The following is a 23,465-nucleotide window of genomic DNA, read 5'->3' on the forward strand; positions in this document are numbered from 1 at the left end:
CTACTGTAGCAACTTTCCGGATGTGTATTTACCCCCGTACAATTTATGGGTTTGCCCCTCACGCCTTAAAGGTTAAACCACGACTTTTGTTCACAACCAATTGTAACAAGCCATTTATCCCTAATAATTAGGCTGTTACTCGATAACCAATTTACTAACCATTAATTATTTATCTAACCTTTAAAGTTATGAAGATGAGGAGATTTCTATTGCTATGCATTTGCCTTACGGCGGTTTTTTTAAGCAGTTGTAAAAAAGATAAACAGCCCGACGCGGTGCCTGTTGTAAAAGAGGATACCGCTACAGGTGTTGCTGCTGTTGGTGCAGCTAACATCGCAGGTGTAAACTGGGCCGATGGCCGTGATAACTTTGTAGACGGCTGGGTAATACCATCAGGGCTTGAAGCCTCTGATAACTATGCCACTGTACAGCTAAAGGCCGATGCTATACTGACCGGTTTTCAAACCAATATGCCGGGCGTAAATACCGTAAGGCTGCCTATAAACCCGCCGAGTGTGCTGGAATCATGGTGGAATGCTTACAACGGTGCTATTGATAAGGCGCTGAGTAAAAACATGAAGGTGATATTAGGTTACTGGGAGGGGGCATCATCCCGCGATGGGCTGATTGATAACACCACACAGTTTTGGGACATGTGGCAGGTAGTGGTAAATAAATACCAGGGTAATGCAAATGTGTACTTCGAGGTGTTTAATGAGCCTCATGGCTATACGCTTAGCCAGCTAACTACTATTTATGCCGAATGGCTTACCCGTTACCCTGATGTGCCCCGTGGCCGGATATTGCTTGGCGGCACAGGCTATTGCGACGATGTAAAGGGCGTTGGCGCTGATTCGCGGTTTACAAATTGCCTGCTATCATTACATAATTATGCTTTTTGGGCCACCAATACCCAAGCCGGCTGGGAAGCAAGCTGGCGCGGCCAGTACGGGAGTTACGGCAGCCGCACGGTAGTTACCGAATTTGGCGCGCCCATGACCACAGGAAAAAATTACACCGGCGCGGTAGGCACTGATAACGAGATCGCCTACATAGTGGGTTCTACCAATGTTTTCAGGGCCGAAGGCATTTCAAGTGTATACTGGCCAGGTTTGCGCGACAATGATTCTTACAGCATACAAACCCGCGGCGGCAGCGGAACTAATATTACCTTAACTACTACCAATGCATCGGGCCTTGCGCGTATACGTTATGGCTGGGGAGAGGGAACGGCCTTTAGCGCCGGTACTTACTACAGGCTGGTAAACCGTAAAAGCGGGAAGGTATTGGATATTAACAATAGCTCGACCACTGCAGGTACCGGGGCGATACAATGGGGCTGGAGCGGCGGCAACAACCAGCAATGGCAACTGGTTGATAATGGCAACGGCTATTTCCGTATTATAAACCGCAACAGTGGCCAGGCGCTTGATGTTAACGGCGGCTCAGCGGCCGATGGTGCAGGTATTATACAATGGTCATGGAATGGGGGTAATAACCAGCAATGGCAAATTACTTACAATGGCGGCGGTTACTATAAAATTACCAACCGTAACAGCGGCAAAGCGCTTGATGTTAACGGCGGCTCAACTACCGATGGCGCTACCATAATACAATGGCCATGGAATAGCGGCAACAACCAGCAATGGCAAATTTTACAATAGGTCAAGTTGATCGTTGTATGTAGAAGGTGTTAGATAATTACAAGCAGCCGTTACAATAATGCCATTTATAGAATAAGTGCCTTATGAGGCACTTATTCTATATTTTAATTTGTTTGCGATGCATTCTTATTAATGCTTTCATTTTGTATCAGATCTAAAACTACCTGGTAAGCTGTTTTTTTCTCCCAGTGCGCAATCAGCCACGCTACAAAGCTCATGGTAAATAGGTCGTTGTTTGTGGCTGTACCTAACAGGTTTAAAACGGCTGTTTTATAGGCTTTCTCAAAAATCACATCGGGTTTTTGCAGGTACTTTTCAACCAGTTTTAAAAAAATGAGCACGCGTTCTTCCGACGTTTTTAACAGGTATTTTTTGTAACGCCTGCGGAAACTGGTTAACCTAGACAGGGCAAGTTCAATATTGGAGAATTGTGCCTGAACCAGAATTTCCATCAGGTTTTTACGGATAGTCCATAACATACCCAGCTTTTTCTCGTACCAGGTATCGGTACGGGTTAACAAGGTCAGTTGTTTCAGGCTTGCACGGTTATTACACAAGGCTAAAAACATGGCGAGGCATATCCGTACATCCTCCATGTCTTCAGCTTTAGCATGATGTTTGGTATTAGCAATTGATTCCTGTAATAGCAGGATCGCGTTATCCGCATTGCCTGAAAAAAACAGGTTTAGCCCAGCCAGTAACTGATGCCGTAAATAAAACACCTTGTAATAACGGTTGTCCGTAACCATCAAAGCCATCATCTCAACGAGGTAGGATGTGCTTTTTGCAAAATCCTTTTGCCGCAGATGAAAGTTGGTCAAAAAATACAGGATGGAGATATGGTAAAAAAAATACGACCGCGTTTTGTGCGCTTGGCTTTGAATAAACTGATCGGTGCGGTTAATGTAACGCTCAATCAAGCCATAATTTTGCTGAATGGCCGCGTATTCATTCGCTATAAAAAGGATCTGGTAAACGGACTTATAGGTCATCAGATCCTGCATAGAAATTTTGTATTTCCGGATCGTGGTCAGTATTAGGGCCGTTAAATTAACGATCTTACCTTTCAGATGTATTTGCTGCAACTCCTGTCTTAAAAAAGCATAAACCATATTGAGTCTGGCCTCGTGTTGTATATCCAACTGGTTCTGCATAAAGCGGACGCTCAGCGCTTCAAAATTTTCAGCTTCGGGCAGATGGGCGTACTGTAACTTAAGCAGCAGTAACTCATTCAATAAATTAAACAGTTCTAAATTTTCGGCCAGCCGTTCGGCTTTGTTGAGGCATTTGAACGCTGTTTTAATTACACCGTTTTCTAATAAAAAACGGCCAACTACCAGCAGGCGCAATGCGTCGTAACTTTCGGAATGATTGCTTTCAAAGGTTTTTTGAGAAAGGAAAAGCAGTAAATTATCCTGTAGCCTTTTACGCAGGGCATGGTAGGCATCCTTATTTTTTTCGTAATTGTAAATTTTTTTTAAACCGATTATATCGTCAGTTTCTATTAAATTAAGTAATTGCAGGTTCTTAACATCTAACCGTTTATTTTTTTGCTTCAAATAGTGCCTGAAGTGCTTTTTGTCATTGCTGTCAAGCAGGTTTATCAATTCCGAAAGCGGGTCCATATAGCGAGGTTAATGTCTATAAAGATAGTATTATTACTTATTTATATCGTCAGTATTTTTATGAATCTGGTTTTTGCAGGCCGATATTCTGGTTGACATTTGCTTTCATAATTAACCACAAAAACAAAATAATTATGGAACCGCTACAACACAGAACAGAAGAAAATTCATCCATTTTAAAGCACGGTGAAAAAACAAGAAATCCATTTAAACCAACCGGTGCGTTTATAGGTGCCTCATGGTTTGCCTTATTAGCCGGGGTGGTGGCCTATTGCATTGGCTTATGGAATGCAACCATGGCTTTGAACGAAAAAGGCTATTATTTTACCATCCTGTTATTTGGCTTATTCGCCGTGATCTCCGTACAAAAAAGTGTGCGCGATAGGGCCGAAGGCCATGCAGTAACTGACCTGTATTACGGATTAAGCTGGTTTGCCACCATCGCGGCCATGGTACTGTTAACTATCGGCTTATGGAATGCTGATATTGCCCGAAGTGAAAAGGGCTTTTACGCCATGGCGTTTTGCCTGAGCATGTTCTCGGCCATTGCTGTACAAAAAAATACCCGCGACACCAAAATGTTCGACGATAAGGAACTGTAACGTAGCGGTTGCCACCCCGTAGCGTCTTGCCTCCCGGCAAGCCTGCGGGGTTTTTAATGTTTCTGATCAAGTAAAACTTATTCTATTTATGCTGCATTAAAGTGCAGCCTCCAAGGTCGATTGTTCCGGTCAGTATATCGCCATAACAAGTTTTGGAGAGATGGGTGCTGTTTAATACCGTTAAGTCCTCATAATCCGGATTAAAAAACACGTAGCGGTGCTGCGTTTTTAAATTCCAGTATAACCCATGATCGGAATTAGGATTTTTTACACCCGGGCCATACCTGTTGATCAGTTTTTTAAGTACCTGAGATTGCAAAGCGGGTGTTTTAAGCCTGAGGCGATAGCCATAGATCAGGCTGTCCGCCTCAAATTTCTGCAACGCCTGCTTTAATTCAAGTGCGTTACGTACCGGAACCTGATCTACCGTAGCACCACCCTGGTACAAGCTGCTATCGTTTTTTATCTTATCAGACCGTACCTGAAAGGTTAAACCGGCGCTGTCTATCCGGATACCATCATAGTTAAAAGAACCGTAATGTGAGCATTGTAATCCAAAAGCAAACGGGGCACTAACCGTATTTACACCGCCTTTATAGTTATCATCATAATTTATAATATCAGCAGCTTTTTCTGTGAGTGTGAGTGCAGCCAGGTCAACCTTTCTCTTTTCTTTACAAGCAACCATCAACAAGCAGAGGGCTAATAATATGCGATATTTAGAATTACGCACAATTATTCAAAGCTTCTGAACTTGATCCATTCTTTAGCATACTCAGCAGACCTGTTTAATACCGTTAATTCAGCACTAAAGCCCGCGCCGGTGCCTGTTTCGCTATAAAAGTAGGTAAGTCCGTTCTTTTTGTTTTCCCAGATACGGAAGGTATGTTTTTCCTCTTTACCCTTTTCTATCATATTTCCATTCTCATCCAGTGCAAACGCGCCTTTCTCGAGGCCAAGCTTTTCATAAGCGGGTTTACCCATTTTTTGTAGCTCTCTCAGTAACGCGTCCGCCTGCTTTTGGGTGTATAATTCAATCTCATAAAATGCAAGTATTTTGGTTTTTTCGTTATAATGAAATAATACATGGTTCTTTGTAGTGCCATTTGTGCCGGACAGATCCTCACCACGATACCTAAGTACGGCAGCGTTGCTGCTTTTAAAAACTTCGTAGCCAAAAGGAGTTATATCTGCATCCAGAATAGGCTCCGGTTTAACTTTATGCGAGGCTATCAGGCCGGGTGCGTCCTGCTCCGTCAGGGTAAGATCAGCCAAGTCAAAAGGGCCGGTATTCGTTACTCCCGCTGGTTTTTTTACAGATTCGGAATCCGTATCTTTTTTAGTTCCTGATGTGCAGGAAGCTATGCTTAGGCAGACTATAATTGCCGTCAATAGTGGTTTCATATTATGGTTGATTCAATTAATGTTACTTTTTTATCCCAACGCCGTTACGTGTAGGCTTAACTAAACTTAATACTTCTTTAAAAGAGGGCTCTATACTTTGCAGGTTTTTACGCCCGCTGTTGATCAGTTTAACCCAAGTTTTTGTTTCACGGTCTTTACCCGGTTCGTAGGTATTATCCGTCCAGGTAATAAATGGCTGGTTTTGCGGATAACTGACTTTTTGACTTACGATCTGCCGGCTTTCGATATTCAGATAGGTTGTTATTCCTTTTACTTTTTGCGCGCTGTATCGCACCGCTTTTGTAAAACGGATATCTTTACCTGCATTGGCCACAACTTGTTGTAATTGTCCCACAAGATTGTACTTATAAGTAACGGTCCATTTGTCAGTCAGATCAGCCTGGCTGCGTTGTGTAACGATACTTGCCGAACGGATTTGTTTACTTACACATGGATGAAAAGTAAACAATGGCAACGCGTCTGCCACCGGGTAATCTCCGATAGCATCACCCAGCAAATTCATGATCGCTGTTATTTTGTGATGCTGCTGAACATCTGTTTTTAGTTGTGAATAGGCAGCCGGGAATAGTGTATAGCTGTCGTGCCGGTTAATAATTACCTGGCGTTTAGCATCGTTAAATGCTATTTTTAAGCTATCAGTAGTGTGCTGATCGATCGAGCGGTTGTATAAATATAAATTATTATCCGAACCGGATATTGAATAGGCCGACGCGCTTGATACCACCCCTTCGGCAATGGTATATACAGTTAGCTTATTATCATCGGTATTTCGGCAATAAAATAACCGCGCTGTATCGGTAGATGAACCATTAACGCTTATCCTGGTCAGCAAATGGGCGTATACATTTTCCTTGCCTTGCGCGAAACCCGGAGAGGTCGTTCCGGCCAGTATTATTAATGATACGGAGCATTTCAATGAAAACCTGAACCCGGGAAATTTACCAATATAGAATATATTGACTAAGCTGTACATTATCTGAAGGCTTCGCATATATTGGTATATCTGGTTTTTTAAAATTAACTCGCAGAAGCATTGATTGTTTGATAGATCAATGTTTTTCGGGCATTAAACACGTTATAAATAATCGTAATTTGTAGCTTAACTGATGCCATTGGGAAGGCCTTTAGCTCGACTAATAGTCGCGCCGGTTTATCAAAGCGGCTTAAATAGTGCTTACCCGATCATCATACCAATATTTTGATCTTATCAAACCGGATATAAAAAATCCTGTTGTAATAATTAGTTTATCACTAAAATACTTGGCAGTTATATGAAACTAATAGAAATATTTCAAGGTCTAATCCCGTTAATTGCGCCGTTATTGGTTTTTACGGCTGCTCTTTATTATTTGGTGCGCGTTAGAAATTTAGATTCCATATTTCTGTCATTAGGATCTGGAATGGGAGTGTTAATGTCGGCCTTGTTTACTTATATGCCCTACTATGCCCAAACCCGGGCTGTAAGTATGACAAATATGTCAACCTATTATGCAATAGGAGGATTTTTAAGCTTAGCAGGAACAGTTGTTTTCACCATAGGTTTATTTATGCTGATTGACAGGGTAGTGAAACAAAGGGTGCAAAATAATGCGGAAAAGAATCCTTATCAATTTTAAAAGGATGAGGTTGACAGGCAATGCCTGTCGGTATGAGCATTCCCAAGGGGATGAGAATGAATTCGCTTAAATCAGCGGAGAGGGAGGGAAACGGACTATAGCTTATTTTAGGCTTTTAAGCCCTATTTTGGCTGGTTTTTATTTGCAGTGCCACAAAATTGCCACAAATATCAGCCTAATGAATTTCCCTAAAATATCTTCAAAAGCTTCCTGCACGGAAGCCGACTTGATTTAAAGAACGATATAGTTCATTATAAACTGGAGCAAAGGTACAAAATATTTAATGCGGTTGGGTGCGATAAATTGGTTATAAAAAGACCAGAAAAACTTCCTTGCCCAACTTTGGTGTAAGATTGTTTAATACTGATCTTCATCCGACAATTTTCTTAATTGAACATCAACTGCACCTGGATTAGCTTTTATAAAATACTTCTTTTCTAATTGCCCAAAAACATTGATGGTATCATGACCTGTTATATAGCTATTATTATAAATGAAATTATCCTCTTTGAAAAGAATGACTTCAATTTCGGAGGCCTTTTTTACAAACGGAGTTTCGAAGCTATTCTGATAACTATTCTTTATTCTATTAATAAATGTATTATTAGTTATTGCGGAAAAAGGGTGTAATACAACTAAGTAGTCTCTAGCACGGCTAATAGCTACGTTGTATATGTACTCCTTTGATAGTAAACTTTTTGGATGACCGGAATAATAGTAATTATTAGGATTAGAGATAAAGAATATTAGATCACACTCATCTCCCTGAAAACCATGGACTGTATCCGCATAAATTTTTACCTTTTCTGAGATACCGAAAGAGGCGATAAGTTTATTCATCATAACGGCCTGAGCCTTGTAGGGAGCGATAAGCCCAATTGACCATGATTCATCGTCAGTAAGTGCAGCATCAAAGAATTTAATGATTTCACTTACCAAGATGGCACTGTATATATGATATGAGCTGTAGAATAATTGCCTAATCTTAAAAACGGAATCTTCGTTATTTAATGGAATATCAATAAACAGCACATTATTGCTTATCAATTTTTGCAGTCCGGAAGGTAACTCCTTAGGCTTACTTTGCACTTTTTCTCTATGATGTTGTAATAACCCTCCATACGATAATTCACTAAATAGTTGACCAATTTTACCTATACTTCTATATTGAATGTTCAAATTTTGAATAGAATCACAGCCTCTCAATAATTGCTCATCTTTGCTAAAACTTCTGATGTTCATCATTGAGTACACATTTTCATCCTGAATATCCAACTCTTCAAGTTCTTTATCATTTACATCGACTACAGGGGGAATTTGTTTGGGATCTCCGGCAATAATGAATTTTGCCTTAGGGCTGAACCTGGATATTGCCTTTATCGCAAATACCAAATATGGCAGGTTCATCATTGACGCCTCATCAAATATTACATAATCCCAGTGCTCCTCAAGTTTGAATAATTTAATCTCATTATTTAGTTCCTCCGTAAATACGGTTGTATAAGGCAAACGATGAATTGTCATTGCGAGAACATCTACTGACCTAAGTACCGAATCATTCACAGAGGATTGATAAACTTCTAAATCCAAAGCTTCTAATTCAGGATCAGTAGGCCTTCCGATACGGGTAATGGTTAAATATTCGTTGCACTCATTCAGTATTTTCAACCTTCCACCTATTCTATCCCTTGGATCCACGGACGGCATCAACAGTTTCTTGGACAAAACATCTGCTGCTTTGTTTGTGGGAGTCAAAAAGAGTATTTTTGTTTTTGGACTTTCTTCTTTTATATCTATTATTTTTTCACAAAGGGTGGTAGTTTTTCCTGTTCCAGGAGGGCCATAGATAAAATGTAGCGAAGGCAAGCTTTCGTTTATTTCGTCCCACCTTTCTAAATTATTCTCATTTGCGAATGCACTTCTTAATTCTTTTAATAAATCAATTTGAGGAACAAATGTTATTTCAGCCTGAAAAACAGCATCCATATTTTCTGTTATATCATTAGGAATGCCTTTTGGACAGAAGATCAACAGATCCTGACCTTGCTTTTGAGCTCCTTCTACTATTACTTCTACTCTTTTGTTGTTATTCATTGTGATTGACAATGAAAAGTCACTGGCTTCCTCTATGGAGTCGCTAACATAAGAACTCGCACCACTCAACAGAAAATATTTACCGGAGATCAGATGATTTACAATCTGACGTTTTATGGATTGGAAACGGATAGTTTTCTGCTTATTGTTATCTGACGTATTGTTACTAAAAGTAAGTAGGTAATCTAAATAAGAGATAAACCAATCGTAGGAATATTTTGCATTTTGCCTTATGTTGTCTATTAAATCGTCACGCTCTTGCTTTAAGTTCTGTGCTCTAAAAGCTTCTTGTAATGCTTGTAGGTGTTCGCTATTCACATCGTCTATATTTGCAGCATTATAGGCATTGTAAATACTCGCCAGCATTGCATCTCTTCTGAAAATCAAATCCTCAATCAAGGCAGTTATTGAACTTCGCGATTCTTCTAATGCTGACTTTAACCCTTCCAGATGAATACTCTTAGGATAAAAAATTGTTGTCAGTTCACCCTCGTCTACAATATGAAAATTACCATCAGCAATTGTTCCAATGTGTTTTCCTTTTTCTTCATCCGAATCAAAAAGTTTAAATTTTAATTGCTCCTGCTTTATGAGTATAATGTTATGATGTTTTTTCCAATTATGGTAAAAGGGTTCATTATGTTCCTCTATATTTGTTGGAATAAACTCTCGTCTAAATTTAAATTGATCGGTTTGGTCATTAAGCTTCTGAATGGACAGTAATTCTGATTTAATAATGCAGTAGCGAGAATAAATGTGATTCAAATTATTCTGATCGTTTTGTTTCAGCTTTGAATGTAGCTCATCTTCTATTTGCAAGATTTTGGTAGCGGAAAAGTTTATAACTTTAAATGAAATACTGTCATTATACACGAGTAAAGGACATTCGACATCACTTTCTATTAAGTGCGTTATAATACGCTCAAGCAGCAAAATTCTAAAATTATCTTTACCGTCATTATATATTATTGGTTGATTATTAAAAGTGCTAAAATCGCCACATAATCCTTTAAGTGTATTGAGTAATATAGTATCATTAAATTTTAATGGGTCAATTTCGTCCGGTAACGTTTCTATTTCTTTCAAAAGAAAGTTTCGTAACGGTTCAAGAAATCTGTCTTTTACAAAAACGCCAATGCTTCTTAGAAACTCTTGCTTCGATTTTTCATCCTTGCACCATTCTAAAAAACCATAAGGTAGTATTTCACTTTCAATGTGTTTTCCATTCAATACATAGTGCGATGGATTTATACCCAGTATATCTTTCCAATCAGCATCCTTTTTATAATCTCTTGTTGCAGGGGATATTCCTTTCCAACCATCATACAAATAGTCCAACTTATCTAAAAGCTCGCTATTAAAACTTAAGATGTCAGGATCCATTCCTTTAACAAACAAAAATTTGAGAGCTATAATATCATCTTCATTCTCACTATAATTGAATACTTCAAAATCTCCTAAGGAAAATACAGATTGTAAATCGCCGTATTGTGCGTTTAATAGATGGCTTTCATCTATATGCGCTTCATTTTCCGTAGAAAATATAACTCTTTGTCCCTTCAGAAAATACCATTTGTTATCACGGCATTTTACGGCGAACTTTTTCAATTCGGAAGAGGCATATTTACTAGATAGTAATACAAACGCTAGCTGATGAGAATTGGTAATTGGTAATGCGTCCTTCAGCAAGTTTAATGATTTGAGAACGTTTTCAAATCGATTAATCAAATCGTCAGTAATGCCAACGCTTGAAATCTTAAATAATTTATGTGCTTTAGTTGAGCTAATTAAACTTTTATTTAATGCTTCATCGTGAAAATGTTGAACAAGATTTATAATCTGTGAATTTTCCAGATCTAAGATTTGAGATTGAGAAAGATAAATGACCTTATCGCCTCTTTTGACTTCTATGGCATCTTGCGCACTTTCTATTTCTCCAACATTAACTTCCTGGTCACCATTGTATATTATTAATTTTTCTTGTATGGTTTGAAAAACGTCGGTTTCTGAGGTTTCTTCAATAACAGCATCTATGAGTTTTAAATACAATTCGTTCTGATGTTCTTCCTGCCAAAGCGCATCCAATCTCAGATAAGTCAAAGAATTTAATAGTTGCTTTTTGTCTTCTTTTCGCTCATTCAGTACCAGTTCAATTAAATCCAGTTCTTGATCCATTGTTTCTTCCGAAAACAGGTCAATCAGTCGCTCTATCAATGCAGTGCCTGACATTTTGATTGCACCAGCTTTAACTTGGATGGTGGTAGGAATTAATATAAACTGTTCCAAATGATACCTTCCTATATAATCTATGATACGCTTATCCGAAGCATAATATTGTTTTAATTTTGATCCATAATTAATCAGATAACTGTTTCCATTATAGGATATCGTATTGTGCTCGAAAAAGTCTATATCACAAACAACACAGAAAAGCAATAAATCATTAATGTCGTTAATTGATATATCTTTAACTTCAATGGATAAGTCTGCTATAATACTAGAATAAGAAAGTGGTGTCTCATTCAAATGCTTTATAAGAATACTGTCCGGCACATGAAGTCCGTAAATTTTGAAGGCAATATCTTGCACCTTTGAAAAGGATTCCTCAGATAACGTTGCAAGGGTGCTTTTGTAGAAAATATTATCAGATTTGAGTACATCCCCTTTAAACAGGATCAAATCCTGATTCGATAGTGAATGCTGTTGTTTTTCCGACCAACTACTTTCGTTAAATAACGAAGTAATATCTTCAAATATACTGGTAATCTCTTTGCGATTATTCCCTACCCGGTTTAGTATATCTTCCCAATAGGGGTATACAATCTGTTCATATATTGCCTTCCTGTCATCTAATAAATATGCTTTTACTTGTTCATCATATTCCTTAGTAGAAATGCTGAAGATGTTGAGCCAGTTATCAGGCTGGGGTAATAATAATGATTTAAAGACAACGGGTTTCCCTAGATTATTCTCGAACAATTTAAGTTCCCTGATCCGTTCATTTACATTATCAGTATTTAAGGTTCTAAAGGCATTGAATATCTTCAATTTTTCGTCTTTGCTGATTTTGGCTAATTTTTGGTCTTCAACCGAATGGCTGAATAGTTTAGTAAGTTCAGTATATCCACTATGCTTGGAAGATTGCAATAAGAAGGTTCGGTATTTTTCAACAAATTCAAATTCTTTCAAATCCAGTTCCGTTGTAACCAAACCTGCTTTGTGTAAAATATCCTTTATGCCACCTAAAGTATTATGTAAAAGAAAATAACCATTGCCTTCTTTTTCTAAAAATTCAGAAATAGAAAGTAATTCACCATTCGAAAATCTAAGTAGTTTTAATTGTAATAACTGTGGTTTTACGCGGTCAATTAAAGCTTTATCCGGTGTAATTGACGACAACTCGCTTAATACGAGTTTTATTCTATCCTCATTTCCACTCAGCCAATTGTTTATTTGGTCTTCAACCCCTACAGTTTCGAGTAAATCAAAAATGGTGTAGTTTTTAATTCCCAGTTTCTCAATTCCTTTTAAGATGATGTTTACACTTTCCTCATTCCAATAAAACCAGTTTACGTCTTGTAATCCCCATGCATCTGGATCAATATCAATTTCTGTTTTCTTAATAAACACAGTATGATTGTCAGAAACAGTTTTATAGTTATTATCAGTAATATTGTTGCATATAGGGATATACTGTTTTAATCGGTCGTTTACCGGGGCTATGTATGGTGTTTCAATCCATAACCTAGGTTGACTGTTGCTTTTCCCTGATGTTAATAACGATGCATAAAAATGCAGAAACAACGATTTGTCATCTGGATTTTCGGATTGAGAAAGCTCTTTTAGTTGCTCATCTATTTTGTTAACGAGAACCTTTAGCAGGCGTTCATTAATACCGTCTTCCTTAGTGTTGCCTTTATGTAAAAAAGTTCTTGAACTGCCTTTATAAAAAGCATTGGAGTGAAGTATATAATTGAAATTATGAACTTCTTCCGATAAGGGAAAATATAAATATAGATTTGGAGCCCCTTTAAAATACTCACCAATTTCATAATGTTTTCTAAATCCGAACAGTGCCTCAATGTCAGCCTCGTCAGCCATTTTTCGTTGTTGCTCATTGCTCAAATCCTCATAACTCTCTATTCCAAACCTGATATAAGCATAGGTATCATTATCTTTTTCTTTTGAAATATTCAGTTTGATGTATTGGAGTTCAGGATAAGTTATAGGTTCACTGTCATTTAACTGGACTGTATGTAACAACTTTTCTTTTTGCTCTTCATCGGTCGCAGTTTCCTTCAAAATAGCTATGGAAAATTTTACACCTTCTTTCAGATTCACTTCCGCCAGCTCATCTTCTTTGCCTTTACCTAACTTGATAAAGAATAAAGCTCCCTCATTATAGTTGTCCTTATTTAAAATATGCTGATACTTTTTAACCCAACGAGAAAGCGCATGGTATTCCTCACTACTGAATGGATTGCCTTTAGCTGGTTGACCATCTGCCATCTTTGGTAGTTCTTCAACAAGGTCGTTTTCAGGAAGGCAAGGGAAACAGGTAATAAGGATTTTAAACAACCAGGGATAGTGGTCTACTATTTCAAAATTACGGTTAGCTTTAGCATTGTAACTGAATGGTTCTGGTTCAACTGCCTCTCCATTGGCCAGTTGTTCAATTTCATAATTCTTCCAGCTAAAAAGAATGGGCCCAGATTGCTCGTTAATTAATTCATGCAACCCATTGTCTTTGCCTACTAAACGGTGTGCGAGTTTAAAACCAATACCAAATTTACCTATTGTCTGACTATCATTACTTTTGGTAGATGAACCTACGTTGAGAATAGAGCGAACGCTGTCCAGATTAAACATTTTACCATTATTAGCAACAAGCACATAATGGTTTCCATCTAGCTCGTCTTGTCCCCAAATCATTGCATAATGTGTACTTCCCGCATCAACAGCGTTTTGCAAAAACTCATAAACAGCCTGCCCGTCTTTTGCCATATCCAGGAAACTTTGCAGGAAATTTTCAATTCCAGCTTCAGCTTTTCCGTACCCTTCCTTGTCACCATGATATATTTCAAACCAGCCAAATTCTACTTCATTAGAATCTGTCATACTTAGAAAGTTACCGATAAAGTTTTCATTACGATCTGCTAATCTTAAGCGACGTATCTCATTTTTATAAAAACTACGATATTCTTGGATATTCTTTATTTTCATAAGCTAAGCTTTAACTGTTGGCGAATGGTGTTATACAGTTTGCTATTGTATTATCTACCATTGTGATTAGTGATTTTATGTTGAGTTCGAACAACTTTCCATTCATCAACTCCAATTTCTGCATCAAAGGCCGTAAATACATTCTTAGGTATATGATGGACCGCAAAAAGTTGCATCAAGTCAATAAGTCCATGACTTTGAGCATTAAAGCCTGCTACACTATTTATAAATGTATCCATGTCTATTATTGAAACTTTAATTTCATTGGGCAGCAGTACCGGCATAGGCTTATGCGTAATTAGCAGTCCTTTTATTGAAAAGCCGTTAATATCGGTTACCCCAATTTTGTTGAGTTGTTTAAGTATTTCAATATAGCTCTGAACTTGCTTAGCACCTTTTTTTAGCTCGTTCATCTTATAATCAACCTCTGACGCAGTGATTGGCCCTATAAAATGTTTATAGTCTATTACGCAAGCACATTTATGGATAGTGTCAATAATAATAAGGTCAGGATGTACCTGCTTGCCTTCATACTTAATCACCTTCTCCAAATAGGAAGTCCAGTTACTGAAATCTGTTACTGAAGAAGATAATTTATTGAGGTTAAACTTTTCAATGAGATTGATTAACTTATCATAAATTTTCTTTTTTGATCCTTTATTTAGGGCCCCTAAAATCATTCTTGATGGTTCTAGCTGGGAGAATAGGTTCGGCAAGATATAGTATGTGCCGGATGAAGAAAGGACAAACGGTTGAATGGTGATGCTGGTATGGAAATTACTGGGATTAAAAGTCAAGTCCAATATTATAGCCCTAGTCGCATCTGTTGATAGCCCGGTAATAGTTGATGCCAACTTTTCAAATTTCGAGGAATTTAGATATAAGGGATTTGAGCCAAAGGAAAGGTTTTGCCCTATTTTAGAGTCAAGGACTGCCTCTATCCAGCGGATAAAATGAAAGTTTAGAAAAAATAACGCATAAAATTGACGAAGTTCTTTTAGGCTATACCCACCAAGTTCGGTCGTTCCCTGCAGCTCAGGGAGTAATGTTTCGCTCATTTTTGCATATAGCAAAGGATAAGATTTTGAATGTCTTCCTTTACTCCAGTCAATGTGATTGGCAATAGGAGGTTGCGAAAAATCTATATTTTTTATCCATTCTTCAAATTCGTTATCCATTTGCTCATGGGGATAACTTAAATAAACTACTTGCATCCGTTCAGCATACAATAGCTGTTTATCGTAGATGCTAGAATAATCATAGTCTATTGGATTGAGAAATGTGATGGTCTTATTATCTTCATCTATATTGGCGGTTTTAATTCCTCTCGACCAGGTAACAAATTCTTGCGCAATCATATGGTAGCCCGTACCCCATCCTAAAAAATCGGCAGCCATTTCCTGTAACTGCCGGGGAGATTCATTAGTAATGCGCTGAAAGACCGGTTGCTTTTGTTTCAGCATCCATCTGACGCAATGGCCAATTCCATGCATCATGTTATTTAAGTAGACAGACACATTATGGTCACTATATCCATTTGCTATTAGGTTATCTCGATGTCGTTCAGAATCTCCATAAACCTGTAACAAGTAAGGAATGACGATATCTTCGGGATATTGATAAAAGATCAACTTAGTGTGAGCTTTATCTAATATCTCCGATTCAAATTTCCTGATTTTTTGCTTGTCATCCACTATATTAGGAAACTGAGTCCCTTATTGTTTTAAAATTAGCCAAAGCACTTTCAATATTTCCAATAATATCATTCATAAGATCTTCCGGTTCCGGCAAATTTTCTAAGTCGATTCTGTTGTCATCTTTTAGCCAGAAAATATTCAAATTACATTTGTCTCGACTGATTATATCGGTATATGTATATTTTCTCCAACGTCCTTCTTTATTTTGTTCCGTCCAAGTCGGCTTTCGTTTAGTTCGGTCTTGAGGATTATAGCATTTTACAAAATCCTGTAAGCCTTCATAAGTAAGTGGATTTTTTTTTGGCGTATGGTGAACATTCGTTCTATAATCATAAAACCAATATCCTTAGTGGTTTGCTTTGAGCCCTTTTTTTTCATGTCAAAGAAAAGCACATTAGCATTAACACCCTGCGCATAAAAAATGCCTGTTGGTAGTCTAAGGATTGTATGAAGCTCTACTTCATCTAATATTTTTTTGCGTATGGTTTCTCCTACACCACCCTCAAACAATACGTTATCAGGCAAAACAACAGCAGCCCGGCCATCCTCTGGACGTAACATGGTAATAATATGTTGTAAAAACGCTAACTGCTTATTACTTGTAGTGACCCAAAAATCTTTTCTCAGGTAATAACCTTCCTGCTTTGCCTTCTTCTCGTCGTTTGTAGCTATATCGCTGCTTGTTTTACCGAATGGAGGGTTTGCAAGTACAATTTTGACTTTTTCCTTTAAAACTTCTTTCAAACTATCCGCAACATCTATTTCGGGAGTTTTCTGAAGGTCGCCAATGCCATGAAGAAAAAGGTTCATCAAGCAAAGACGTGCAGTGGAGGGAACAATTTCCCAGCCATGAAAAGTTTTGAATTTTAAATAATCTTTCTGCTTTTCATTAAGCTTTTTATTATTGCTGTGCAAATAATTCAAAGCTCCCAAGAAAAATCCTCCGGTGCCACAGGATGGATCTGCAATACTCTCTTCGGGCTGTGGCTGTATACATTCAACCATGGCTTGAATTACTGGGCGTGGAGTAAAATACTGTCCGGCTCCGCTACTTTCTGCGTTTTTTTGCAGTAATGATTCGTAAATTTCGCCTTTAATATCGACAGATTCATTAATCCAGGTTTCCTCATTAATAAGGTCGATAAGCCTTCTTAACTTATGCCGATCATTAATTTTATTTTGGGCTCCGTCAAATATCTTTGATATCATTCCTCCTGATGAACTTAGTTTTTTTAGATTGTCACTATAAGTGCTGATTAATAAATCATCATTTGAATCCAATAAAATCTGCCAATTACAATCAACTGGTATATTAAATTTCTTCTTATACTGCGGATCAGTATACTCATCAGCCATTTTAAGGAAAAGCAAATAAGTAATTTGTTCCAAGTAATCACCATAACTAACCCCATCGTCTCTAAGAGTGTCGCAAAACGACCAAATTTTTGCAACTAATGTATTTGTCTTCATGCAACGTTTATTTTTTGAGTATACATTTTTAGTACTGAACTGTAAAAAATATCATTTTCACAGCTTGCCAGGTAGTTGAATAGAGGCGCTTTGATAATATTTGAGTGTATAAATCTTTTTCGTCCAATTCTCTCGGCTGTATTTTTGAGTTCTCTTTTTAGATCATCATAATTAGCGATATTTATTCCGTAACTCACCAGGTCATCCAAAAAGTCGTTTACCCAAGATTTAAATTTTGGCACTAAATAATCATTCCTGTAGCGTTTTTCGATTTGAAAAACTTTGAACCACGTATCATTCATTGGGTCGTTGGGTAAGAAATTTATTTTCCAAAAACCGGTTGAGTTGTTGATATCTGTTTCCGGGATCACGCTTCCGTTATAGTCGATATTAATTGTCAATTGTGTTGAATAGGGATATGCAAATTGCCTTCTAATATTATTATTATAAAATACATCCACTTCACCCTTGAATTTAGTATTACATACACTGCACATAGGAGCTAGATTTTTCAAATTTATAGCCACAAGCGGATAATGTTTCTTCGGGCATAAATGATCATAATCCTCTCTGAAAGTTTGATGCATTTCACCTACTCCGCAGAAAGGACAAGCTTTATGAGCTGGCATTAGATTATAGAGTTGCAGGTAATGATCTTTTATACCCCAGCGATTAGCCTTCAAGGTCGTTGAAAACAGATACTTTGTCAATTCATATAAACTATCGTCTCCTATGATTGCTTGTATAGCAGTATTATTTATCTCATTGCAATCAATATTTATATCTTCAAAGAATAAATCAATAGAACGACACTTTAGAACTATTTGATAAAATTCGTCCTTTTTATCTTGACTTAAAACTTTATACGATTCAAAAAACACCTCGAATTTTTTCTTAAGAGTAGGCGAATTATCTATGTCATCAGTAATCGAAGAATGAAAATATCGGGCAGTGACGAACGCCGCATTAGCAGGTACCGCTCTAATTTTTCTAAAGAAGTAATTTAAGTGCTTATTTAATTGGCTCAAAGAATGGCCATTTATAAATTCATACTTGTACAGCATGCTACTTATTTTTAGTTAACATTTCAATTCGGCGATATAGGGGCATTAGCTGAGAAGATTCGCCTAATTTTTCGATTCCCTCTTCTATTTTGACTGGATCTGTTTCTTCCTTTAATGCTTTGATAGCCTGTAAAGCTTCTTCAGACATTACTTCTTCCATATCGAACGCCATACGCAATATATGATCCAGCGAGGCACCAAAAGTTTCCTGATCAGGTGGCCTTATAGAAATATGGTCTTTTGATTCACGTTCAAATATGTAGACAGATTCTTTTGGCGTGTCCGATACTATAAAAGGAGAGTGTGATGTGAGAAAAAGGTCTTGTTTTCTGTCCTTGGTCAGATTTTTCAAATGGCTTATAAATAGCCTTCTCCATTTAGGGTTAAAATGTGTTTCAGGTTCATCCAGTAGAAAAAGAGAATTATCATGGTTAACCATGATAATCGTCCCAAAAATATTAAAGAATTGATGCTCACCGTCACTTAAACTGAGGTAATCTATTACTTGATCATTCGAGAGTTGTAGCTTTAGTTCTGAATAATTCAGAACCTTATCTTTATTAGCTACCGTTGGCATTTTAGTAATTAACTTTCTGCGTTTACGTTCTCTCTCAATATTTTTCCTAGTTGTAGCATCGATCATCAAATTATTTAATAGCTCAAACTTGTATAGCGCGGTATAAAGATTATAGGCTGATTTAAAGAAATGAGTCAATGCATCTTTTGTGGCTTCATTAAAATAAAAGTCTAGTGTATATTTGTTATGCTTCTCATCGTAGTCGTAACAAGTATCAGATGCAATTAACTCCTCTCTCCACTTTTTTAATTCCTGTGTAAGAATTACGCCGCTCTCTCCTGTAGAAGTTTTTATTTTAGGAGCCGCCGTCTGATTGGTTTGGATTATAAGTTGAAAGCTCTTAAGTTTACCGATTTGGAGTTCATTCTTAATATAATCAATGCCTTCAACTTCTTCAAAAACTAAATTGCTGATTACGATCCCAAGATTTGTATTGTAATCCATAAAATAAAATCTAGGCTCATAATCTTTCTTAGACAAACCTTCGATTGCTCTGCTGGCCGTATAGGTTGCGTAAATATCATAATAAGCGTGGAACGGAATACTAATTGTTTCGTTTTCGCCGGAGGTGTAGCCAATAACTTTTTCAGGAAGATAAGCGTCTATTTCTTCATCTGTAAATGATATTGTATTTCCGGTATTATCTGTTATGGTGATAATATGTGGTTTAACACTTTTATTTTTCTGGGTAATATTTACATCGTATATTTTATTTCTTTTAGTTAGAGAATAGGATATTTCAAAAGAAAAGGGGGATGTTATACTTTTTATCACATTCGCTTTCCGATATAAAGCATCGAGATAGATAAATATTTCAGCAATAGTTTCTAAAAACTGCGATTTACCCGAACCATTTACCCCGATCAAACAATTAGCATTCAAGTAATCAGTAGCCCTATCAGGAAAAGTTAAATCTAAACCTTCCAGTAATGGTTTACTAGCGATGTCAAAAACTTTTATACTTTTTAATTTCATGACTTCAGTTTAAAGGTTATCTGTTCTTGTTGTTTATTGAATCTTGATGTGATTTCTTTTTCTTCATCAATTAAAATAAAAAGTTGTTCCTTAACTTCTTGATATGACATATGAAGATGTTCTTTTAAGTCAGTAAAACTGAATTCTGAATCAGGAAAATTTTCTTTTATCACGGAAATGACCGACTTTTTTGGCTGTTTCATGCGAGGATTATTTTGAACATTTACTTTTTGTTCGTTTCGATAATTAAAAATTTCTTTCTGAATTTTTTCGAGTAGTTCAGATGCAGGTTCATTGTCATTATCTTGAATAGTTAACTCACCTTTGAACGCTTTCTCCAATATACTTTGACGATATAACTCAATGCTTTGAAGATTACTTTGTATTGTATCATCAAGATTTTCGATTATGGTAAAACGATTGTCAATCTCATTCACAATTTGTTGTTGCTCCTCCAGATCAGTTAAATAAAACTCAAATAGTGAGATATCTTCAAATGAAACTCTTGGCCTATCACCAGTTGATCGTTCGTTCGCATAGTTCACAAAGGCAGCGGAGTGCAATATATATTTGAGATAGTCATTCAGAATATCTTCTTTACATTCTAATACTATAAACTCTCCTGAAGCAGCTCCATCAAATTCAGCCCTAAAAACCTTATTTAAATAAGGTCGCATTCTAGCGTAAAGAATATTATCTTTTTTGAAATAATTGGCAGAACTTGAATAGTCCTTAAACATATATATCAAACTCGTTTTTAAGCTGTTAGGCTCAATACTATCAAGTCCGATGAACTTTAAATCAGGATACTCTAACGGATTTACTTTCTTTGAAACTTTATTTACAATATCTCCTAAGAAAACCTTTTTTAATCCCTTAAATTTTTTCAGAATAGCGTCGTGTTTTCTATTTATAATCCCATTATTCTCTAAGACGTTTTTTAAAAACGCTTGCCTGTAAGTTTTTAGTTGTTGTGAAGCTTCAAGCAAGCCAATTTTGGATTGCTCCAGTTCACTAAATACTTCTTCTAATTTTTCGAGTATTAAGTGTTGTTCATTTAAAGGAGGGATCGGAATTGAAGCGACTTGAGCGGCCCTAAATAAACCCCTTTCTGAGCAGTTCCTTTTGCTTCGTTTTCCAGTTTTTTTTGAAAAAATGGAGCTTGAAAAGCATACATCATGTATTTGCCAAGAATTATACATGGTTTCACCAGGGCAACACTTCTCTGTATTGTGAATCTACAGTTTATATATTCAGGTACGATTGCAGCACGGCCGATACTTCCCACAATCGTCAATAATACATCTCCTGGTTCAATATTCGTTCTTTCGTTTTCGTGTTGGTAAGATTCTTCAGAAATATACCGGATATCGTTATTAAAATCGATGGCGTTATCTGTTATATTTTTTGCACTTAACATTGGAATCCCGTTTGTCTGCCGACTAGGAGGGTTGTGTGAACCATCCGTTACTTTGAACGTAACATCACTGAGTGCAGCCAAAGCCCAACCAGTCGGTAAATCATAACCTTTCGTACCTTTACTCATTGTCATATTTTTTCCAGCAAGTGGCTTTTTACAAATTTATATGCTTCCGCAATATCATATGTGACCCCGGGCCTTAATAGTCCTTCCATATCTGCCAAGAAGTCTTGATCTAATATTTTCTTTTCCATGTTTTCCAGAAATTCTTTCTGTGTTACACTGTTATCCTCTTCCTTCATATAAAAGTTCCATGCTTCAATAATTGCAAGTGGGTCAACATTACCTTGAGTTATCGCGAACCACATATCAAACAAATCTCGGCCTTTTCGTCTTTGATAGAGAGCACGCATTTTGGTCCCTAATAACTCTGCTAACTGATATGATGGTATCAAAACTTCTCCTGTGTACCAATCAGATTGCATTGCATATTTTACTTCCCGTATACCAAAAATGGTATGGTGCTCACGGCAATTAACTTCAACCTTTAATCTTAACGGAATTCCTCCTTCTGAGTCAAACCGATATACTAATGTGTTATTATGTTGTTTTTGTTTACGTATAGGTTTATCACCCAAAAAAAATAGTACCTCACGAAGCTTATCCATAATCGGCCCAAATGGCTCCGCTGTAATTTGTACTAAATCAATATCTTCTGAATATCTAGCAGCCGGCGATAGGTATAGCTTATGTAAAGCTGTTCCTCCTCGGAATGCTAATCTTTCTCTTAGTATTCATCGCTGTATATAGCAATCAATACCCGCTCAATTACCAGGTCTTGTTCCACCTGAAAATCCTCCTGCCAAGGAGCTTTTTTACGCCATGCGGTTATATATGCCTGAGGAATCATAAATCAGTTTCTATTTCTATATTTTGAACAACTTTCCAATCATTACCAGTTATCATCTCAGGCTTTTCTTTTTGTGGTCTTAATAGTACAGGGAAATAATTCACGGTTTTTAAATAATCTTTTATTGGCTCGCTTAAATCTGGCATATTCAAAATCTCTTCAAACAGAAAGCCTAACCGTTGAACCGCAGTAATAGGAGAATACCGTTTAACGAGATCAAGCATTTTCTCGGCATCAATGCTTTCACAGAGTTCTTCCAAAACTGTTGCAACTCTATTAAGACCGCCTGCCTGTTCAAAATAATTCACCAGATCCAATGCGGTTAACTCCGGAGATGATACATTTATATACCCTGTATCAACCTTTTTTTGAACTATGTCGCCTTTGAACCATTCCTTCTTTATATAGAAATTTATCTTTAGGTTATCATTATTGATATTCCTTAAACTTGGTTTCATTGTGATTACAGAAAAAGATTGGGGTTGCTGGTGGGCGGCTCCATAAAAAGATGCTGCATTTAATAGACCTATGTAATAATCTTTCCCTAAAAATTTCATCAGTTCTGCAATAAATAAAGATGGGGGAAGAATGCCTTTGCTACGATATTCTGGCGTAATGACTACATAAAATTCATTTCTTATTAAAGCAATCTCTTTTTTCTTTTTAAGTCGCTGTAGGGCCTTCTTAATCGCCTCATCGGACTGTTCAAATTTATTTCGTACTTCCGGCAATGAGAAAGCATACCTTCCATTAGAACGTAGTTCATTAATAAAGTCCTCTAAATAACCATATTGTCCAGCCATCTAAGTTTTTGTTTGATATAAGGGATATTTTTTATCCCTTATTGCAGATGTAAACTTATCTAATGTTTTAATTGAAAACAAGTCTTTTGCTAAAAAAGTTAGGCAAATCAGTTGACGAAGGTATTTGTGGCACATTTTCCAAACCCAAAAAGTGCCATTATTCTGCCACAAAAATTTGAGCGCTTTTGAAAAGTTTGTGATTGGCTATAAACGAAAATGCCTTTAAATAGGTCATAAATAGGCGTTTAAAGGCGTATTAGAGATAAAAAAGTTTAATCTTTAAATTTGATGGATTCGAAC

At 37.0% G+C, this 23,465-nt stretch carries 17 protein-coding genes; 3 read left to right on the top strand and 14 right to left on the bottom strand.

Going from position 1 to position 23,465, the window contains the following annotated elements:
* Nucleotides 1-194 precede the first annotated feature (194 nt).
* A complete protein-coding gene (locus AC3WJC_RS19470) occupies nucleotides 195-1,664 on the top strand; it encodes an RICIN domain-containing protein (protein ID WP_492400789.1) in 1,470 nt (489 codons plus the stop codon).
* Between the two features lie 104 nt (nucleotides 1,665-1,768).
* Here AC3WJC_RS19470 and AC3WJC_RS19475 read toward each other — a convergent pair whose 3' ends face one another.
* Nucleotides 1,769-3,289 carry a hypothetical protein gene (locus AC3WJC_RS19475; RefSeq protein ID WP_492400790.1) on the bottom strand — a complete coding sequence of 507 codons (1,521 nt, stop codon included), beginning with the start codon at nucleotides 3,287-3,289 and terminating at the stop codon, nucleotides 1,769-1,771.
* 134 nt (nucleotides 3,290-3,423) lie between these two features.
* Between AC3WJC_RS19475 and yiaA the strand changes: the two genes are divergently transcribed.
* On the top strand, nucleotides 3,424-3,891 hold the full coding sequence (yiaA, locus tag AC3WJC_RS19480) for an inner membrane protein YiaA (protein ID WP_492400791.1): 468 nt from the start codon (nucleotides 3,424-3,426) through the stop codon (nucleotides 3,889-3,891).
* Between the two features lie 82 nt (nucleotides 3,892-3,973).
* Here yiaA and AC3WJC_RS19485 read toward each other — a convergent pair whose 3' ends face one another.
* The 3 genes from AC3WJC_RS19485 to AC3WJC_RS19495 are packed head-to-tail and all read right to left on the bottom strand — an operon-like array spanning nucleotide 3,974 to nucleotide 6,307.
* Complete coding sequence (locus tag AC3WJC_RS19485) at nucleotides 3,974-4,579, bottom strand: hypothetical protein (protein WP_492400792.1); 606 nt, start codon at nucleotides 4,577-4,579, stop codon at nucleotides 3,974-3,976.
* A gap of 47 nt (nucleotides 4,580-4,626) precedes the next feature.
* Nucleotides 4,627-5,295: a hypothetical protein gene (locus AC3WJC_RS19490; RefSeq protein WP_492400793.1), complete on the bottom strand. Its 669-nt coding sequence runs from the start codon at nucleotides 5,293-5,295 to the stop codon at nucleotides 4,627-4,629.
* Between the two features lie 22 nt (nucleotides 5,296-5,317).
* On the bottom strand, nucleotides 5,318-6,307 hold the full coding sequence (locus tag AC3WJC_RS19495; protein ID WP_492400794.1) for a hypothetical protein: 990 nt from the start codon (nucleotides 6,305-6,307) through the stop codon (nucleotides 5,318-5,320).
* 280 nt (nucleotides 6,308-6,587) lie between these two features.
* Here AC3WJC_RS19495 and AC3WJC_RS19500 point away from each other — a divergent pair, with 280 nt between their 5' ends.
* Entirely contained in the window at nucleotides 6,588-6,932 is a 345-nt protein-coding gene (locus tag AC3WJC_RS19500; protein ID WP_492400795.1) for a hypothetical protein, read from the top strand.
* A 357-nt stretch (nucleotides 6,933-7,289) separates the two neighbouring features.
* On the opposite strand, the gene AC3WJC_RS19505 is transcribed toward AC3WJC_RS19500, so the two are convergent.
* From AC3WJC_RS19505 to AC3WJC_RS19550, 10 genes are all read right to left on the bottom strand, one after another.
* Nucleotides 7,290-14,249, bottom strand: coding sequence for an AAA domain-containing protein (locus tag AC3WJC_RS19505; protein WP_492400796.1), 6,960 nt, complete (start codon nucleotides 14,247-14,249; stop codon nucleotides 7,290-7,292).
* A gap of 50 nt (nucleotides 14,250-14,299) precedes the next feature.
* Nucleotides 14,300-15,943, bottom strand: coding sequence for a hypothetical protein (locus AC3WJC_RS19510; protein WP_492400797.1), 1,644 nt, complete (start codon nucleotides 15,941-15,943; stop codon nucleotides 14,300-14,302).
* A 261-nt stretch (nucleotides 15,944-16,204) separates the two neighbouring features.
* Nucleotides 16,205-17,416, bottom strand: coding sequence for a type I restriction-modification system subunit M (locus tag AC3WJC_RS19515; RefSeq protein WP_492400798.1), 1,212 nt, complete (start codon nucleotides 17,414-17,416; stop codon nucleotides 16,205-16,207).
* A complete protein-coding gene (locus AC3WJC_RS19520; protein ID WP_492400799.1) occupies nucleotides 17,413-18,480 on the bottom strand; it encodes a hypothetical protein in 1,068 nt (355 codons plus the stop codon). The genes AC3WJC_RS19515 and AC3WJC_RS19520 overlap by 4 nt, the downstream gene beginning before the upstream one ends.
* 1 nt (nucleotide 18,481) lies before the next feature.
* On the bottom strand, nucleotides 18,482-20,032 hold the full coding sequence (locus AC3WJC_RS19525) for a restriction system-associated AAA family ATPase (RefSeq protein WP_492400800.1): 1,551 nt from the start codon (nucleotides 20,030-20,032) through the stop codon (nucleotides 18,482-18,484).
* Nucleotides 20,029-21,021: a restriction endonuclease subunit S gene (locus AC3WJC_RS19530; protein ID WP_492400801.1), complete on the bottom strand. Its 993-nt coding sequence runs from the start codon at nucleotides 21,019-21,021 to the stop codon at nucleotides 20,029-20,031. Before AC3WJC_RS19530 ends, AC3WJC_RS19525 begins: the two co-directional genes overlap by 4 nt.
* A 68-nt stretch (nucleotides 21,022-21,089) precedes the next feature.
* Nucleotides 21,090-21,578 (bottom strand): restriction endonuclease subunit S, encoded by a 489-nt coding sequence (locus AC3WJC_RS19535; protein ID WP_492400802.1) that lies wholly within the window; start codon nucleotides 21,576-21,578, stop codon nucleotides 21,090-21,092.
* 2 nt (nucleotides 21,579-21,580) lie between these two features.
* Nucleotides 21,581-22,246 carry a nucleotidyl transferase AbiEii/AbiGii toxin family protein gene (locus AC3WJC_RS19540; protein WP_492400852.1) on the bottom strand — a complete coding sequence of 222 codons (666 nt, stop codon included), beginning with the start codon at nucleotides 22,244-22,246 and terminating at the stop codon, nucleotides 21,581-21,583.
* The gene (locus tag AC3WJC_RS19545; RefSeq protein WP_492400803.1) at nucleotides 22,240-22,362 is read right to left on the bottom strand and encodes a hypothetical protein; all 123 of its coding nucleotides are present in this window, start codon (nucleotides 22,360-22,362) and stop codon (nucleotides 22,240-22,242) included. Before AC3WJC_RS19545 ends, AC3WJC_RS19540 begins: the two co-directional genes overlap by 7 nt.
* The gene (locus AC3WJC_RS19550) at nucleotides 22,359-23,165 is read right to left on the bottom strand and encodes a type IV toxin-antitoxin system AbiEi family antitoxin domain-containing protein (protein ID WP_492400804.1); all 807 of its coding nucleotides are present in this window, start codon (nucleotides 23,163-23,165) and stop codon (nucleotides 22,359-22,361) included. The genes AC3WJC_RS19545 and AC3WJC_RS19550 overlap by 4 nt, the downstream gene beginning before the upstream one ends.
* Nucleotides 23,166-23,465: the final 300 nt, after the last annotated feature.

It is taken from the genome of Mucilaginibacter sp. FW306-07-L (assembly GCF_058782065.1).

Excerpts from the sequence above, each read along its gene's own strand:
- AC3WJC_RS19470 (WP_492400789.1), top strand. The coding sequence starts at position 195 with ATGAGGAGATTTCTATTGCTATGCATTTGCCTTACGGCGGTTTTTTTA.
- AC3WJC_RS19475 (WP_492400790.1), bottom strand. The coding sequence starts at position 3,289 with ATGGACCCGCTTTCGGAATTGATAAACCTGCTTGACAGCAATGACAAA.
- yiaA (WP_492400791.1), top strand. The coding sequence starts at position 3,424 with ATGGAACCGCTACAACACAGAACAGAAGAAAATTCATCCATTTTAAAG.
- AC3WJC_RS19485 (WP_492400792.1), bottom strand. The coding sequence starts at position 4,579 with ATGGTTGCTTGTAAAGAAAAGAGAAAGGTTGACCTGGCTGCACTCACA.
- AC3WJC_RS19490 (WP_492400793.1), bottom strand. The coding sequence starts at position 5,295 with ATGAAACCACTATTGACGGCAATTATAGTCTGCCTAAGCATAGCTTCC.
- AC3WJC_RS19495 (WP_492400794.1), bottom strand. The coding sequence starts at position 6,307 with ATGCGAAGCCTTCAGATAATGTACAGCTTAGTCAATATATTCTATATT.
- AC3WJC_RS19500 (WP_492400795.1), top strand. The coding sequence starts at position 6,588 with ATGAAACTAATAGAAATATTTCAAGGTCTAATCCCGTTAATTGCGCCG.
- AC3WJC_RS19505 (WP_492400796.1), bottom strand. The coding sequence starts at position 14,249 with ATGAAAATAAAGAATATCCAAGAATATCGTAGTTTTTATAAAAATGAG.
- AC3WJC_RS19515 (WP_492400798.1), bottom strand. The coding sequence starts at position 17,416 with ATGAAGACAAATACATTAGTTGCAAAAATTTGGTCGTTTTGCGACACT.
- AC3WJC_RS19520 (WP_492400799.1), bottom strand. The coding sequence starts at position 18,480 with ATGCTGTACAAGTATGAATTTATAAATGGCCATTCTTTGAGCCAATTA.
- AC3WJC_RS19525 (WP_492400800.1), bottom strand. The coding sequence starts at position 20,032 with ATGAAATTAAAAAGTATAAAAGTTTTTGACATCGCTAGTAAACCATTA.
- AC3WJC_RS19535 (WP_492400802.1), bottom strand. The coding sequence starts at position 21,578 with ATGAGTAAAGGTACGAAAGGTTATGATTTACCGACTGGTTGGGCTTTG.
- AC3WJC_RS19545 (WP_492400803.1), bottom strand. The coding sequence starts at position 22,362 with ATGATTCCTCAGGCATATATAACCGCATGGCGTAAAAAAGCTCCTTGG.
- AC3WJC_RS19550 (WP_492400804.1), bottom strand. The coding sequence starts at position 23,165 with ATGGCTGGACAATATGGTTATTTAGAGGACTTTATTAATGAACTACGT.